Raw genomic sequence first — 16,524 nt, forward strand, 5'->3', positions numbered from 1 at the left:
GTTGCTATGTTATCCATTTTGCGTTTTTTTATTGTCGTTATCTTTTCGATTTTGATCTGTATTTTTGGCTTGTTTTACTGCCTGTTCAGCCCTCGAAATCCCCGCCATGTCGCGACCTTCGGCCATCTTTTTGGTCGCTTGTCCATGGTGTTTGGTCTGAAAGTAGAAATGCGGATACCGGAAGAAGCTGCGCATTACGGCAACTGCATCTATATCGCGAATCATCAGAACAACTACGATATGGTCACGGTATCCAGCGCGGTTCAGCCGCGTACCGTTACCGTGGGCAAGAAAAGCCTGCTGTGGATCCCGTTCTTCGGGCCACTGTATTGGCTGACAGGTAACTTGCTGATTGACCGTGAAAACCGTGCTAAAGCGCATGGCACCATTGCCCAGGTCGTGAAGCATATTAAAGAGCGCAACACGTCTATCTGGATGTTCCCCGAAGGTACGCGCAGCCGTGGACGCGGCCTGCTGCCATTCAAAACCGGTGCCTTTCATGCTGCGATTAGCGCAGAGGTGCCGATTGTGCCGATTTGCGTTTCTACGACCAGCAACAAGGTGAAGTTGAACCGCTGGAATAACGGACTCGTTATTGTAGAAATGTTGCCGCCGATTGATACCCGCGCATATACCAAAGATCAGGTTCGCGAGCTAGCTGCACGCTGTCATGATGTGATGGCGGCCAAGATTGCGGAGCTGGATGCGGAAGTCGCGGCGCGCGAAGCCGCAGACAAAAAATAAACTTACCCCATCGAGTTACGCGATTATTTCTTCCGATTGTCTATTCAAGAGCGAATCGGAAGATAAACTTTGCTTACGGTTTATTGGATTTACGGAGTCATTATGTCACTCAGCCGACGTCAGTTTATTCAGGCATCGGGCCTTGCGTTATGTGCGGGTATGACGCCACTGGCAGCCAAAGCCAGTGGGAATCCCGCCGCATTGCCGATACCGCCATTACTGGAGTCGCGCCGAGGCCAGCCGCTTTTTCTGACCATGCAGCGTGCCCATTGGGCATTCTCCGGTGACCGTAAAACCTCCATTTGGGGAATCAATGGCCGCTATTTAGGGCCGACGGTGCGCGTTTATGATGGCGATGACGTTAAGCTGATTTACAGTAACCGCCTGAATGAGCCTGTCGCGATGACGATCGGCGGCTTACAGGTGCCGGGACCGCTGATGGGCGGCGCGGCTCGCATCATCTCTCCAGGAACCGACTGGTCACCGGTGTTGCCCGTTCGTCAACCAGCGGCGACCTGCTGGTATCATGCGAATACGCCGAACCGCATGGCTCCGCATATCTATAACGGGCTGGCTGGGCTATGGCTGGTGGAAGACCGAGCCAGTAAGGCCCTGCCGCTGCCCAATCACTACGGTGTTGATGATTTCCCATTGATTATTCAGGATAAACGACTGGATAACTTTGGTGTCCCTCTCTATAACCCACCTTCTAACGGTGGGTTCGTGGGCGACTCGCTGCTCGTCAACGGCGTGCAAAATCCCTTTGTTGAAGTGTCCCGTGGCTGGGTTCGCCTGAGATTGCTGAACGCCTCGAATTCCCGGCGTTACGTGATGCGGTTGAGCGATGGGCGAGCGATGCATGTGATCGCCAGCGATCAGGGGCTGTTGCCGGCACCGATGGCGGTAAACCAGCTTTCTCTCGCGCCCGGCGAACGGCGCGAAATTCTGGTCGACATGTCGCAAGGCGAAGAAGTGACGCTAACGGCAGGTGAGTCGGCTGGGATTATGGATCGTCTGCGCGGGCTGTTTGAGCCTTCCAGCATCCTGATTTCGACGCAAATACTTACGCTGAAGCCGACGGGGCTGTTGCCATTAGTCACGGATAACCTGCCGATGCGTTTACTGGCCGACAACATCATTGAAGGTAGCATCAGCCGCACGCGCGAATTCCGTCTGGGTGACAGTCTGCCCGGCATCAACGGCGCGATGTGGGACATGACGCGTGCCGATGTACAAACCCAGCTTGGCCGCTGTGAGCGCTGGATTATCCATGCCGATACGCCGCAGGCTTTCCATATTCAGGGCGTCAAGTTTCTGGTGCGCAGCGCGAATGGTCGGCCACCGGCGGTGGAAGACAGCGGCTGGAAAGATACGGTGTGGGTGGATAACGATGTCGAGCTGCTGGTTTATTTCACGCAGCCTTCCTCAATGGCGTTCCCCTTCCTGTATTACAGCCAAACGCTGGAGCTGGCCGATCGCGGCTCGACGGGACAGCTCATCGTACAGCCTGTGATGTAAACCAACCGCTAGCCTGCCAGCTTCTCCGCGCCCCCCCTTTTGCCGTGACAAAGATAACGACCGCCCGTCTGATGCGCTGCTTACTCGTCAGACGGCAATGTTCCCGATCCCCATCTGTTTCTTAATGTGATCCACCTCTATTCAGACAAACCAAAATTAAAGATGCAGAGCCGCGCGGACGATACCTTATATATTGATGTTGCTATTAATTAAGGGTGAATTGCGTTTTGCGTCGCGTACTGTTCCGGACCTGATTATTACTAACAGAACATTTTTTATTACAACAATGTAAGCGTCCGAGCGTTTCGTTTCGCTATGAAATCAGCTTCACTTTCTGTTTTAACCTGTACGCAGCCAGAACGCTGCGTCACTAAAAAGGCTGCACTATGCGGGAATTACTGCTTTGGGTCAGGGATCAACTGGCTGGAGCGCCGTCGGCGCCTCGGTACATGCAGCTCGCGTCGTTGCTTGAATCAGAAATCGGCCGCCGTAAGACGTTATCCGGCCAGTTCTTACCCGCCGAAAGACTGATTGCGCAGCAGTTGGGATTATCACGCGTAACGGTTTCCCGTTCTCTGTCACTTTTGGAAGAAAAAGGGCTGATTGTGCGCCAGCAAGGCGTGGGAACCCGCGTGGCTCAGCGGCTTAACTACGCGTTGAGCGCCGAGGATGAAGGGTTCACCGCGCTGATATTGAAACAAGGCGGCGTCGCCGGCAGCCTCTGGTTAGAAAAGGCAATACAGGTTCCCCCTGCAGCCATCACCGCGAAAATGTCTCTGCCCGAAGGTGAGGCCGTCACCTATCTGCGACGCGTCCGGCTCAGCAATGGTGAGCCCGTTTCGCTGGAAACGACCTGGATACCGCAAGAATTTCTACCCGACCCCGAAGCGCTTGAGCAGTCTCTTTATCAGTATTGGATTACGCGTGGTATCACACCGGACAAAAAACGCTATCGTTTCAAAGCGATTGCCTGTACGGCAGAAATCGCTGCGCTTCTTGGTATTGCGGCGGGGGCTCCAGCGCTGTATTGCCAACTGCATGTTTATAACGAACGGGGTGAACTGCTGGAATACAGCGAAGCACATTGCCGTAGCGATGTGTATGAGATCCAGTTTGCTGATTAGATGAGAAGAAAAATGCCAGCTCAGTGAAGGCTGGCATCGAAGGTAGATTAGTCGTTTCTCGGTTCGTCAGGGTCTGATCCCAGACGTTTCCCGCAGTCCAGCTTGGCAATTTCACTGAGCTCGTCTTTATCCAGACGGAAATCAAACACCTCGAAGTTTTCCTTGATACGCGACGGCGTGACTGATTTAGGAATCACCACCAACCCGCAGTCCAGATGCCAGCGAATCACGATCTGTGCCGGCGTTTTGCCGTATTTTGTCGCCAGTTTACGGATAATGGGATGGTCGAAAACGCCTTCGCCGCCCTGCGCTAGCGGGCTCCAGGATTCCGTCTGGATATGGTGGATAGCATTCCAGGCATGGAGCTGTCTTTGCTGGAGAAGAGGATGTAGCTCGACCTGATCGATGACCGGCAATACGCCCGTTTCTTCTTTTAGCCGCTGTAAGTGGTGAATATGGAAATTACTGACGCCGATACTTTTCGCCAGACCCTGTTCCTGGAGTTTGATGAGTCCGCGCCAGGCATCCACGAAGGTGTTCTGTTGCGGGAGCGGCCAGTGGATCAGGTAGAGATCGATATAATCTAACCGAAGTTTTCTCAGGCTCTCTTCCAGCGCTTTTTGGGGATCGGTGTGATCGCCATTCCAGAGCTTGGTGGTGATGAACACCTCTTCACGCGGCAGGTTCGCGGAACTCAGTGCCTGACCAACGGCCTCCTCGTTCTTATAAATCGCGGCGGTATCGATCGCCCGATAACCGATGGACAATGCTTCAGTCACGGCGATCACCGTGTCCTCATTGCTTGCTCGCCAGACACCAAGGCCCAACTGGGGCATGATATTGCCGTCCGCCAGCTTAACTTTCGGTTGCGTCATCTCATTCTCCTTTTATATCCGTTAATCCATAAAAGTATCATAGGGTTAACTGGATGGGCGACCTGTTCGTATCACGGACATAGAGCCACGTGATCCCTCGCAGGAACAGGCATATGCTTTCATTCTAGTAGAAAAATTCGTCGGCTATACAATGCCTGATGATAAAGGGAGCCGATTGGCTCCCTTTAACAGACACAGCATTGAGGGTATATCATCTGATATAGGCGTGGTTTAAACGATAGTGTTTTCTCCTCTAACTTGAATGATTTGGGGGAGAGGCGCTTAGCGCGCCGCTTCGTAAATCTTCTGGCTTTCTTCCAGCGTGATGTCGCGATGTTCGCCTAGCGCAGTCAGGCCGTGCTCGCTGAGTTTGGCGACCAGCGTCGGAATGGCGCTGCCATCCAACTGATAGTCAGACATACGGGTCGGTACGCCCATTGTCTCGAAGAAGTCACGCGTAGCGGCAATCGCACCGTCGATACGCTGATCTTCGCTACCGTCACGCAGGTTCCAGACGCGCTCGGCGTATTGCAGCAGCTTGTCGCGTTTCTGGGCTTTTCTTGCCGTCAGCATGGCAGGCAGAACGATAGCCAGCGTTTGGGCATGGTCAAGACCGTGCAGCGCCGTTAATTCGTGGCCCAGCATGTGGGTTGACCAGTCCTGCGGCACGCCTGCGCCAATCAGACCGTTCAACGCCATGGTCGCGCTCCACATCACATTGGCTCTGACCTTGTAGTTCTCCGGTTCAGCCAGCGCGCGCGGGCCTTCTTCAACCAGCGTCAGCAGCAAGCCTTCTGCAAAACGATCCTGTACTTTGGCATCGACGGAATACGTCAGGTACTGCTCAACCGTGTGAACGAAGGCATCGACCACGCCGTTCGCGATCTGGCGAGCGGGCAGGGTGTACGTCACGACTGGATCGAGTACGGCGAAAAGCGGCTGAGTGAAGCGTGAGCGGAAAGCGAGCTTATCGTTGGTCGATTTACGCGTGATGACCGCGCCGTTGTTGGATTCCGAACCGGTCGCTGGCAGGGTGAGCACCGCCGCCATCGCGACGCCGCGATCGATTTCCGCGCCGCCGGTTTGCAGAATATGCCACGGGTCTTGCGCGGCCTGATAATCTGCGGCGGCAGCGATAAATTTCGTGCCGTCGACGACAGATCCACCGCCAACCGCCAGCAGGAAGTCAATCTTCTCTGCCCGGACAACCTCGACGGCCTTCATCAGCGTTTCGTAAGTCGGATTCGGCTCAATGCCGGAAAACTCACGGACATTGCGGCCTTCTAAGGCACGATAGACCTGATCCAGCACGCCATTGTGCTTCACGCTGCCGCCTCCGTAGGTGATGAGGATACGGGCATCGGCAGGAATTTCTTTGCCTAATTCAGCAATCTGGCCTTCGCCAAACAAAATTTTGGTAGGGGTATGAAGTGTGAAATTTAGCATAGGTTATTTGTCCAGTTTAAAGCCCTGTTGGAGGATCGCGGGTAAGACTTTCGGGAAATAAATGTGCTGATAGTAGCTGGCGGTGTTATCACCCCAGTTGTCGCCGTCTGCGCGGCCGGTTTGCTGCCAGTGTGCCACCAGCGTTTGGTTATATTGCTCAATCGCCGCAGGCAGAACGTCCTGATGATAGGTTTCATCATGGCGGAAGGAATTCAGCGGCAGGCGCGGTTTCTGATGCGCAGGGGTATCCACATAGCCAATCGCAACGCCTGCAACGGGGAACGTCAGTTCAGGCAGTTCCAGAAAGTCGATCATCGCCTGTGGGTCGCGACGAATACCGCCAATCGGGACGATGCCTAGCCCAAACGAGCGTGCGGCGGCCATCAGCGTGCCGAGCGCGATGCCGACATCCGTTGTGCCGGAAATCAGGCTTTCAAGGCTTTCATGCGCGTGCTGCTGCTTGTCGCTCATGGCAATCCCAACCTGCGTTTTATGCATATCCAGCACTACGGTGATGAAGACCGGTGCCTGGGCAATCCACGGCTGGCCGCCAGCCAATTCGGCAATGCGTGCTTTGCGTTCCGGGTCGCGGGTGACGATGAGCGAGACCTGCTGAGAGTTCACGGACGTCGGTGCCAGATGTGCAGACTGAATAATGGCATCCAGCACGTCATCGGGAATCGCTTTATCAAGATAGCTACGTTCACTGCGGTGTGAAGTGAACAGTTCAATCGTTTTATTCATGTCTTTTCCCGTGGGATGAAAGGGTAACGGTATGCTCAGTATTGTCATCAACCCACGTAAGACGTTCAATGCACATTTCTGTTTGCTTATTGCCTATTTCTCCAAAATACAGGAGAAAAGGGTGATAATAATTCGCAGGTATGTCATTTTGTTTCTTCTGTCAGGAGAGAGGCTTCGGACAGGAAAAGCAAACCCGTAGCGAGAGAACACCATTTTGACGCAAACCCAATACATGTTGACGGACAGCCAAAGCATGTCGACGGAAAACCCATGTGGGCAGCTTGTTCAGAAACAAGATGTTCAGAAGCAAGACGTTCAGAATCCAGTAGAACAGCAGCAGACCGTGCGGCAGCGCATCGTGCAGCAGGCAATACGCTGTTCAGCTAAAAGCTGGACCACGCCTTCACTCGTCTCGCAGGTCAAAATTCTGTATACGGAACAGCATCATCCGCGTGTGCCGGTGATGTATGAACCGACGATCGTCATCATTTTTCAGGGCCAAAAGATTGGTTATCTGGGCGGAAAAACGTTCCAGTATGACCCGGAAAACTACCTGTTGATGACGGTACCGCTGCCGTTCGAATGTGAAACGATAGCCAGCGTTGAACACCCGCTGGTGGGGATGGCGATCCGTATCGATATCCAGATGCTTCAGGATTTGCTGATCGACATCGGTGACGATGACAGCGCGATCCGCCCTTGCTCCTGTACGTGCGGCGTGAACAGTGCCCCGCTGACCGATGAAATTTTATGTGCCGTTGAACGGTTGCTGGATGCGATGAATAACCCGCGTGATGCCCGCGTGCTGGGTCCGACGATTGTGCGCGAGATTATCTATCATATGCTCTGTGGCGAACGCGGTGCGGCATTACAGGCGCTGGTGAATCGGCACACGCACTTCAGCCAGATAGCCAGATCTCTGCGACGTATCGAAAACTACTATGCCGATAGCCTGAGCGTGGAACAACTGGCGGCTGAAGTGAACATGAGCGTCTCGGCGTTTCATCACAACTTTAAGGCCGTCACCAACACATCGCCGTTGCAGTACCTGAAATCCTACCGCTTACATAAAGCGCGCGTGCTGATGATCAACGAGGGGCTGAGAGCGGGCGTTGCGGCGGCACGCGTAGGGTATGAGAGCGTGTCGCAGTTTAGCCGGGAATTTAAGCGCTATTTCGGTGCGACGCCGAGCGATGAAGTCACGAGAGTAAAGGCCAGTAACATGGCGGTTGAGGAAAGCTGAAAACGGTGAAGAAAGCGTGCCGTTGCCCGATTAGGCGACCGCACGTTTTTTGCGCCACACCATGACAGCCATGCCGATCAGGCCGCTAACCAGCAAAATAATCGGGAGCAGGATCAGCGCGGTCATCACCTGATCTTCATAGCGTTTGACCAGCGGAATGTGGCTGAGCGCATAGCCGAGCGTGACAATCCCGCCAACCCACAGCAACCCACTGAGCCAGTTGAAAATCTGAAAGCGCGTATTGTTTAACCCGGAAATGCCCGCCATCGTTGGCAGCAGCGTGCGGATAAACGCTAAAAAGCGGCCAACCAGCAGCGCCATCAGGCCGTGGCGGTGAAACAGGTGATGGGCTCGCTGGTGGTAATGGGCGGGCAACTGCAACAGCCAGCCCTTTACCAAACGCGTATCACTCAACCAGCGTCCTTGAAGGTAGCTGAGCCAGCAGCCGAGGCTGGCGGCGATGGTGAGCAGAATCATCGTAGGGAAAAAGCTCATCACGCCTTTGGCAATCATGGCACCCGTGAGCAGCAACAGGCTATCGCCAGGCAGAAAAGAGGCAGGGAGCAGGCCGTTCTCCAGAAACAGCGTCGTGAACAGGATGCCGTAAACGACCCAAACAACGTGGGGATCGGCCAGTGCACTAAAATCCTGCTGCCAGAGCGCCTGAATAATGTCGTGAACCACACTCATATTATTTCCCGCCAGTGACGATATTCACTATCTCTCAGGCTGCGGCGTGGGACGCTGTGCTACCTGAAATCTACTGCTTATCAAGCCCTAAGATCGATATGGGCAAAACGCCTTGCCGCATGATGAGAATGCAGCAGGGCTTAATGCTTAGTTTTGGTTAAGGTAACGCGGTTTTTGGGTAAGCGTTGACTCATGATTATCATAACGCATTACCCACCGCGCCGCAGGGGAAATCAAGATACGGCGGTTTTATGGCCGTCACACTTTCTATATTTTATTTCCTGCCTGTATGTGGTTTCCAGCGGCGAGCTTGCTGACGCCTTGCCAGACTAGGCGCTCAGCCTGCTGAAACCCGCGGCCAGATCGTCAATCAGATCGTCACTGTCTTCAAGTCCAATATGTAACCGAATAAGAGTGCCGGTAAAATCTACGCCGCCAGCAGGACGGATGGCTGCCAGATCTTCCGGCTGATTTGCCAGAATCAGCGACTCAAAGCCACCCCAGGAGTACGCCATGCTGAAGTGCTCAAAATTGTCCAGATAGTTCGCCAACGCTTCTTTGCTTAATTTCTCTTTCAGCACAAAGGAGAACAAGCCGTTGCAGCCCTTAAAGTCGCGTACATAGAATTCATGCCCTTTGCACTCAGGTAAGGCTGGGTGGTTAACCACCGCGACTTCGGGTTGCTCCGCCAGCCATTTCGCAATGCGGATGCTGCTTTCCTGATGCTGTTTGAGCCTAACGCCCAATGTACGCAGGCCACGGCTGGCGACATAAGCGCTATCGGCGTCTGCCATTTGCCCCATCAGATAAGAATGTTCACGCAGCTGTGCCCAGCAGCGTTCATTAGCGACCGCGGTGCCAATCATGGCATCGGAATGACCGACGATATATTTGGTGGCAGACTGAATGGAGATATCAATATCAAAGTCGAATGCTCTGAATAAAATGCCTGCCGCCCAGGTATTATCAATCATGACAATAATATCGGGATTGATGCGGCGCACGGCTTGTACGATGGCTGGTACATCGTGGACTTCCATCGTGATGGAGCCGGGCGATTCGAGAAAGACCACTTTGGTATTGGGCTGGATCAGCTCGGCAATATCGGCACCGATCAGCGGGTTAAAGTAGGTGGTGCTGACGTTCATTTTGCTGAGGGCTTTATTACAGAAATCCTGCGTGGGTTCATAGGCCGAACCGGTTACCAGCACATGATCGCCTGCTGAGACGAAAGAAAGAATAGCGTTAGAGATAGCCGCTGCACCGCATGGGTACAACACACAGCCCGCGCCGCCTTCCAGCTCAACCATCGCTTCCTGAAACGAAAAGTGGGTCAGCGTACCGCGGCGGCCATAGAACAGCGCTCCCTTTGCTCTGTTAATCGTGGCGTTTTTTTTGTCCTGTACGGTATCGAATACCAGAGAGGACGCGCGCTGAATAACGGGGTTGACGGAGCCGTGGGTGAATTTCTTGCTGCGTCCTGCGGCGACTAACGCTGTTGCCGTTTTTTTGCTTGTCATAACCACTATCACCTTTTCTGTTCAGTCCTGCCGGATGACTCACTACACCGACGATTCCCAACGGCGAATGCAGAGGGAATCGTGGGGCGGGCATGATTGGATGTATAAGCGTTCGATTGATGAGGTCTACGTTATCACGGCTTGGGCGGCGTGTGGGCGGGTTTTGTCACGGCGGAAAAATGCGCCGCGCCGCAGGAATACCCGTGGAGCACGGGCTTTCAGCCCGTTTTGCGGTGAGACGGTTGGAAGTAGGTGAAAATATTTCAGGTCAGAAAATGTCGGGAAAGCGCCATGTTGTTCTGCATTTCGGCGAACAACATGGCGCAATGGGGCGTGCGTTAACCCGTATGGACGCCAAAGAGCTTAGGCAGCCAGAGCGAGATGGCCGGAATATAGGTGACCAGCATCAGCACAACGAAGAGCCCGCAGTAGAAGGGCAGCATCGCTTTAACGACCTGTTCTATCTTCTGCTTACTGACCGCGCTGGCGACGAAAAGTACCGACCCCACTGGTGGCGTGATTAACCCAACCCCCAGGTTAACCATCATAATCATGCCGAAATGTACCGGATCGATGCCGAGTGAAAGCGCCACCGGAAGCAGTACTGGGGTTAGAATCAGGATCAGCGGTGCCATATCCATCAGCGTACCAAGCAGCAGCAGCATGATGTTAATACACATCAGGATGACGTACTTGTTATCCGAAATAGAGGTGAAAAATTCGGTAATGCGGGCGGGCAGCTGCATGTAAGTCATGATGGCACCGAAGGCGGCAGCGAAGCCGATCAGGATCATCACGATTGTGACGGTTTTCACCGTGCGGTACATCAGCGTAGGCAGCTCAGACCACTTGTAATCTTTATAGATAAACATGGTCACGAAGAAGGACCACAGACAGGCGATGGCCGCAGACTCGGTTGCGGTAAAAATACCGGATAAAATCCCGCCCATAATAATGACAACCGTCATCAATCCCCACAGGGTATCGACAAAGATTTTCAGCGCCTGACGGAACGGCACGCGTTCGCCTTTCGGATAGCCGCGCTGATGGGCGAAACCGACGCACATCACCATGAGAGTCAAACCGAGTAAGATCCCTGGCAATACGCCAGCGATAAACAGAGCGGCGATGGAAACGGAACCACCGGCAGCCAGTGAATAAATAACGGAGTTATGGCTGGGAGGGATCAATATTGCCTGAACGGAACCGCTGGCAGTAACAGCAGCGGCGAAGTCACGCGGGTACCCCTTCTTTTCCATTTCTGGGATCATCACAGAGCCGATTGACGCGGTGTCTGCGACGGAGGAGCCGGATATTGCACCGAAGAACGTTGAGGCGACGATATTCACCAGCGATAAGCCGCCGCGAATAAAGCCAACAAAGATATAGGCAAAATTAACCAGACGGCGGGCGATGCCGCCTTCGGCCATAATGGCACCAGCCAGAATAAAGAAAGGAATGGCGAGCAGTGAGAATTTATTCACCCCGCTCGTAATTTGGATCATGACAGCTTCCAGAGGAATCTCGATCCAAAATGCACCGACGATAGCACTCAAACCGACTGAATAGGCTACAGGAACGCCGACGGCAAGCAAAACCGCCAGTGTTGCAAGTAAGACGAAAGCATCCATGGTATTGGCTCCGGGTTAAGAATTGCCGAGCATGACCACGGGACGTTTATCCTGTGAGCCAAAGCAAATTCGTTCGATGATGAATAATAATGTAATGAGCGAACCAATCGGTAAGGGGAGGTAAGTTTCCCCGGCGCTTAATAAAGGGAATTCGGCGACGGGTTGTTCCCAGAGTTCAATACACAGCATAGTGCCGTAGTAAAGAATAAAGACGCTTATGATCATCATCAGAAGTTCAGCGATAAAAGCACATGCGCTTTTTAATTTTTCAGGTAAGCGATCGGTTAACATGGTCACTGCAATGTGCGTACAAGCTCGATAGCTAACGGCGGCACCGACAAAGGTAAACGTCACCATACACAGAATAGAGATGGGTTCTGGCCATGAAATTCCCTCATTCATTACATAGCGGGAAAATATTCCCATAGGAATAATGAGTGTCATAATTAATAATGAAATACCAGAGACCCACATAGCAATTCTGTATAACAGGTCCATGGCTGAAATGTATGCGTTGGCCATATTCTCTACCCGATGAAAAGAATGGCAGATAAAGCCACGAGTGCTTTATCCCTATTAACTACCCGTTTTATACCAAGCCGGTTGTAGGAGTGCGGCGTGTTTGCCCCAAAAAGGCAGCAGCATGTCGTACAGTGGAATACATCACCCTGCTTTATTCGTATAAAGGGCCAACACGTTGCATGGTGAAAAACGACGACGTGTGGCCCTATCTCGACAACGGAACTATTTTAGATATAAGTTTTTTATTGGACGTCAGCGACGGCTTTAATCAGATCCTGATATTTGGCACCAAACTGATCGCGTACGGGTTGCGTGGCTTTGAAATAGTACTCGGTATCAATTTCATGGAACTGAACGCCGCCAGCTTTCATTTTATCCAGAGATTGCTGCGTATATTCTTTCCACAGTACGCGCTGTTCCTGCTGTGCTTCTTTCGCCAGCTTCAGGATAAGATCCTGATCTTCCTTGGATAGTTTGTCCCATTTGGCTTTGGAATACAGGAACAGCTCAGGAATAATGAAGTGGCGACTCCAGGTATAGTTTTTCACGACAGGCAGGTAGTTGTGTGCGACAAACGTTGGCGGGTTATTTTCGGTGCCGTCAATGACGCCGGTTTGCATGCCGCTGAAGACCTCACTCACGCCCATGGCAATCGAGTTAGCCCCCATCGCTTTTAGCGTGGCCAGCGCAACTGGGCTACCCTGTACGCGAATTTTCATGCCTTTGAGGTCTTCTGGTTTCACCACCGGATCCTTGGTGATTAAGTTACGCGTTCCCGCGTCCATCCAGCCCAGGAAAACCAATTTTGATTTACTGCTCTGGGTAATCTTGTCACCAATTTCCTGACCGATTTTTCCATCCAGCACTTTATGCAGATGATCTTCATCACGGAAAATATAGGGCAGTGTGAAGACTTCTATTTCCGGTAAAATCGCCGCAACAGGCGTCATTGATACGCGAATAATATCAATGGCACCGAGCTGCGCCTGCTCAATCATTTGTTTCTCATCACCCAATACTCCGCCGGGGAAGGTTTTAATTTCCAGCCTGCCACTTGTGGCAGCTTTTAATTTCTCTCCCATTTTCTGAACGGCGACGACATTCGGGTAACCTTCAGGGTGAACATCAGAGGCTTTAATTTGTTGTGCCTGAATCGCGTGGCTCATCAGGAGTGCAGTAGAACCCAGACAAACGCCGATCAATGTTTTCGACAGCTTCATTGAATTATCTCCAGAGGTGGGGTGATATTATCGATAATCAAATAGTGATTTAAAAATATAAACCCATGAAAAATAGAGTAATGAGCAGCGGGTTTAATGATGAGAACACGGAAATCTATTACGTATTATTGTGGCACACGTCAGCATTCTCTGCGAGTTAAGCTAACCTATTATACAACTTCGTAGAATGACTCGTGTCACAAAAGAAAAAGCTAATATGAAATGCTGTTTTATATGGATTTTATTCCTGCTTTCTTCATGTAGATATACATAACATGATGTTTTTATTTGTCTTATTTTCTTCTTGTGCACCTGTTTATTTCAGTAAACTTATCGCCAGCCATTGTGAAATGGTGTGATAACTTAATGTTGATCACAAAAAGCCGATAATAAAAATTCGATCATAAAATCTGGGATATCACGCCGTGTTTTCGGGCTATCCCGCCCGGGATATTCCGTAATGGGCTTTTTCTTGTCGTTTTTATGCTTTTTCTGTCGATATGCAGGCAATACCCCTTAAACCCTGTCAAAACGCAAGGAAAGTGCGTTATCTGATGTAAATAATAATGAGAACGACTATCAATTCGTTCAGGGTTTGGTATCATTTCAGGCTGCGTTATTGCGTCATAGTACCTGCGGGTATCGTACTGAATGAATGGTGGAGGCACAGCGTGAAGACGGCTGTCAGTAATACAACTCAACAGGTGTTATCAACCTGGCAAAAAAAACGTGGCGCGTTCAGCGCATTTTCCCGTAGCGTGCTGGTTATCCTGCTGTGTACGGCGGGACTAAGTGGAAATGCGTTTGCGGCTCCCGCAACGGCACCGTTATCGACAGAGAATGCAGCACCCGTCGCTCAGCCTGCTGCTGCTGCGTCGCCTTCCGCTCCTGTGACGACCGATGTGCAGGCACCAGCGTCAGCACTCGCGCTGCCTGCCAGTGCGGCACCGGGCACCAATAACCTGATGAAAACCGATTTGTCCGTCTGGGGTATGTACCAGCACGCTGACGCCGTGGTGAAAACGGTGATGATCGGTTTACTGCTGGCCTCCGTGATTACCTGGGCGATCTTCTTCAGTAAAAGCGTTGAGATGTCTGGCGCGAAACGCCGCCTGCGTCGTGAGTATCTGGCGTTGGAACAGGCGAAAACACTGGACGACGCGCTGGAAACTGCGGACGCGTTCAAAGCCGGCAGCGTCGCACAGCAATTGCTGGTGGATGCGCAGAACGAACTGGAGCTTTCCGCACGTTCTGATGACAACAACGGAATTAAAGAGCGCACCGCGTTTCGTCTGGAACGTCGCGTGGCGGCTACCGGGCGTCACATGGGGCGTGGTAACGGCTATCTGGCGACCGTCGGCGCAGTTGCCCCGTTCGTGGGGCTGTTCGGTACGGTATGGGGCATCATGAACAGCTTCATCGGTATCGCACAGACGCAAACCACTAACCTGGCGGTCGTTGCTCCGGGGATTGCAGAAGCCCTGCTGGCGACGGCGATTGGTCTGGTTGCCGCGATTCCTGCGGTGGTCATCTATAACGTCTTTGCTCGTTCGATTGCTGGTTACAAAGCGATGGTCGGCGATGTGGCTGCCCAAGTGCTGCTGCTGCAAAGTCGCGATCTCGACGTGGCTGCCAGCAACGATAACCGGGCGTCTTCAGCAGCGCATAAACTGCGGGTGGGTTAAGTCATGGCGATGCATTTGAAGGAGGACGTGAGTGATGACGGTGAAATGCATGACATTAACGTCACGCCGTTCATTGACGTCATGCTGGTTCTGCTGATTATCTTCATGGTAGCGGCCCCGCTGGCAACGGTAGACATTCGTGTCGATCTGCCAGCCTCATCGGCAGCACCACAGCCGCGGCCGGAAAAACCGCTTTATCTGACGGTAAAAGCGGACAAGCAAATGTTCCTGGGTGAAGAGGTGGTTAGCGAGCAGTCGCTGGCGCAGGTGCTGGATGCGAAAACCAGTGCCAACAAAGAAACGACCATCTTTTTTCAGGCTGATAAAAGCGTCGATTATGAAACCATCATGAGCGTGATGGATTCACTGCGTAAAGCGGGCTACCTCAAGGTCGGCCTGGTCGGTGCGGAAACCGCTGCCGCTAAATAACGGCTGAGGGTTGCGTTGTAAGAAGGAATGCGGATGTTCAAACCGCGTTCCTTTTTTTATGTCTGCAGGTTTACATCTGGGTGATAGGGCAGAGTGGTTGGGCGTTAAGGCTACGCCCGCGAGTCAGGATGACGCCAGTGAATCCGCGTCGGGATATAGCGTCGATCTTCTTCAAGCGGCTGTTGTGCAATCAGGCTGGTCACCATCTCAAAGCTGCTGCGTGCCAGATTTTCACAATCCTGCGCCACGGTATCGATCTTCAACGGTAAGCAGTCAAACAGATAGTGATCGTCAAAGCAGCACAGTCGAATGCCGCTTTCCATCAGGTTATGCTGGTTCATATAGCGCAGCACGCCTTCCATCAGGCCACAGGCGGCAACAAACAGCGCTTTTGGCGGACGACCCAGCGTTGCACACAGCTGAGCAAACATTTCATAACCCGCACTGGGGTGATAGCTGCCGTGAATAATCCACTCCGGCTTGCAATCGATACCTGCGCGTGTGAGCCCAAGCTGGAAGCCTTCCAGACGGTGACGAGTCGGAGAAATTCGCGGCTGGCCGCCAAGGAAATAGAATTCATCACGATGCTGGCGGGCGATACGCTCGACCATTTCCGCCGTGGATTCTACCGCTTCGGAAATCACCATCGGCAGCGTGGAATCACCAATCACCCGGTCAAACTGTATGACGGGCAACTGCTGATTAATTTTCTGATATTCGACATCGCTTAACAGGCTGGAAGCGACAATCAGGCCATCGACCTGACGCTGCACCAGACTGTTGACCGCCATCATCTCCTGACTGGCGTTTTCGTCGGTGCAGGCAATCAACAGCTGTAGCCCTGCTTCACGGCACAGCATTTCCAGCTCGCGGGAAATCACGGCAAAGCCGTAGTTGGTCATTTCCGGCACGACTAGCCCCAGCGTGTTGCTGCGTGAGGAACGCAGCGAACGTGCGTGAATGCTGGGCTGATAACGTTGCTCGTGTGCGACGGCCAAAATGCGATCGCGGGTTTCATCAGAAACGCGAAACTCTTTGCTGCGCCCGTTAAGCACCAGACTGGCGGTGGATTTTGATACACCAGCCAGCGCGGCGATGTCACTGATTGTTATGCGTTTAGTCGGTTTCACCGC

General features: G+C 52.6%; 15 protein-coding genes. 6 read left to right on the top strand and 9 right to left on the bottom strand.

Features of this window, described 5'->3' with window-relative positions; all coding sequences use genetic code 11:
- Window positions 1–6: 6 nt before the first annotated feature.
- The 3 genes from Q3A88_RS12085 (at window position 7) to Q3A88_RS12095 (ending at window position 3,386) form a co-directional block, all read left to right on the top strand.
- Entirely contained in the window at window positions 7–744 is a 738-nt protein-coding gene (locus tag Q3A88_RS12085; RefSeq protein WP_317177982.1) for a 1-acylglycerol-3-phosphate O-acyltransferase, read from the top strand.
- 102 nt (window positions 745–846) lie between these two features.
- Window positions 847–2,262, top strand: coding sequence for a cell division protein FtsP (ftsP, locus tag Q3A88_RS12090; RefSeq protein ID WP_317177983.1), 1,416 nt, complete (start codon window positions 847–849; stop codon window positions 2,260–2,262).
- A gap of 386 nt (window positions 2,263–2,648) precedes the next feature.
- A complete protein-coding gene (locus tag Q3A88_RS12095; RefSeq protein ID WP_317177984.1) occupies window positions 2,649–3,386 on the top strand; it encodes a GntR family transcriptional regulator in 738 nt (245 codons plus the stop codon).
- A gap of 47 nt (window positions 3,387–3,433) precedes the next feature.
- Here Q3A88_RS12095 and dkgA read toward each other — a convergent pair whose 3' ends face one another.
- The 3 genes from dkgA to Q3A88_RS12110 form a co-directional block, all read right to left on the bottom strand.
- Window positions 3,434–4,261: a 2,5-didehydrogluconate reductase DkgA gene (gene dkgA / locus Q3A88_RS12100; RefSeq protein WP_110162815.1), complete on the bottom strand. Its 828-nt coding sequence runs from the start codon at window positions 4,259–4,261 to the stop codon at window positions 3,434–3,436.
- Window positions 4,262–4,543: 282 nt separating this feature from the next.
- Window positions 4,544–5,707 carry an alcohol dehydrogenase gene (gene yqhD, locus Q3A88_RS12105; RefSeq protein WP_317177985.1) on the bottom strand — a complete coding sequence of 388 codons (1,164 nt, stop codon included), beginning with the start codon at window positions 5,705–5,707 and terminating at the stop codon, window positions 4,544–4,546.
- A 3-nt stretch (window positions 5,708–5,710) separates the two neighbouring features.
- Window positions 5,711–6,451, bottom strand: a complete 741-nt coding sequence (locus Q3A88_RS12110) for an NADPH-dependent oxidoreductase (RefSeq protein WP_014913907.1) — start codon at window positions 6,449–6,451, stop codon at window positions 5,711–5,713.
- A gap of 232 nt (window positions 6,452–6,683) precedes the next feature.
- Between Q3A88_RS12110 and Q3A88_RS12115 the strand changes: the two genes are divergently transcribed.
- Window positions 6,684–7,694 carry an AraC family transcriptional regulator gene (locus Q3A88_RS12115; RefSeq protein ID WP_110162813.1) on the top strand — a complete coding sequence of 337 codons (1,011 nt, stop codon included), beginning with the start codon at window positions 6,684–6,686 and terminating at the stop codon, window positions 7,692–7,694.
- A gap of 30 nt (window positions 7,695–7,724) precedes the next feature.
- Here Q3A88_RS12115 and Q3A88_RS12120 read toward each other — a convergent pair whose 3' ends face one another.
- The 5 genes from Q3A88_RS12120 to Q3A88_RS12140 form a co-directional block, all read right to left on the bottom strand.
- On the bottom strand, window positions 7,725–8,384 hold the full coding sequence (locus Q3A88_RS12120) for a DedA family protein (protein ID WP_014913910.1): 660 nt from the start codon (window positions 8,382–8,384) through the stop codon (window positions 7,725–7,727).
- A 329-nt stretch (window positions 8,385–8,713) separates the two neighbouring features.
- Window positions 8,714–9,904, bottom strand: coding sequence for a cystathionine beta-lyase (metC, locus tag Q3A88_RS12125; protein WP_317177986.1), 1,191 nt, complete (start codon window positions 9,902–9,904; stop codon window positions 8,714–8,716).
- Between the two features lie 338 nt (window positions 9,905–10,242).
- The gene (locus Q3A88_RS12130; RefSeq protein WP_110162811.1) at window positions 10,243–11,535 is read right to left on the bottom strand and encodes a TRAP transporter large permease; all 1,293 of its coding nucleotides are present in this window, start codon (window positions 11,533–11,535) and stop codon (window positions 10,243–10,245) included.
- A gap of 15 nt (window positions 11,536–11,550) precedes the next feature.
- On the bottom strand, window positions 11,551–12,057 hold the full coding sequence (locus Q3A88_RS12135) for a TRAP transporter small permease (protein ID WP_110162810.1): 507 nt from the start codon (window positions 12,055–12,057) through the stop codon (window positions 11,551–11,553).
- Between the two features lie 242 nt (window positions 12,058–12,299).
- Window positions 12,300–13,277, bottom strand: coding sequence for a TRAP transporter substrate-binding protein (locus tag Q3A88_RS12140; protein WP_317177987.1), 978 nt, complete (start codon window positions 13,275–13,277; stop codon window positions 12,300–12,302).
- 671 nt (window positions 13,278–13,948) lie between these two features.
- On the opposite strand from Q3A88_RS12140, the gene exbB reads away from it, so the two are divergent.
- Together exbB and exbD are read left to right on the top strand one after the other, a co-directional pair.
- Window positions 13,949–14,962 carry a tol-pal system-associated acyl-CoA thioesterase gene (exbB, locus tag Q3A88_RS12145; protein ID WP_317177988.1) on the top strand — a complete coding sequence of 338 codons (1,014 nt, stop codon included), beginning with the start codon at window positions 13,949–13,951 and terminating at the stop codon, window positions 14,960–14,962.
- Window positions 14,963–14,965: 3 nt separating this feature from the next.
- Window positions 14,966–15,391 carry a TonB system transport protein ExbD gene (gene exbD, locus Q3A88_RS12150; RefSeq protein ID WP_010280259.1) on the top strand — a complete coding sequence of 142 codons (426 nt, stop codon included), beginning with the start codon at window positions 14,966–14,968 and terminating at the stop codon, window positions 15,389–15,391.
- 110 nt (window positions 15,392–15,501) lie between these two features.
- Here exbD and Q3A88_RS12155 read toward each other — a convergent pair whose 3' ends face one another.
- Window positions 15,502–16,521: a substrate-binding domain-containing protein gene (locus tag Q3A88_RS12155; protein WP_014913917.1), complete on the bottom strand. Its 1,020-nt coding sequence runs from the start codon at window positions 16,519–16,521 to the stop codon at window positions 15,502–15,504.
- Window positions 16,522–16,524 lie beyond the last annotated feature (3 nt).

This window comes from Pectobacterium sp. HCp5_1 (assembly GCF_032905925.1).
GTDB classification, from domain to species: Bacteria; Pseudomonadota; Gammaproteobacteria; order Enterobacterales; family Enterobacteriaceae; genus Pectobacterium; species Pectobacterium brasiliense_A.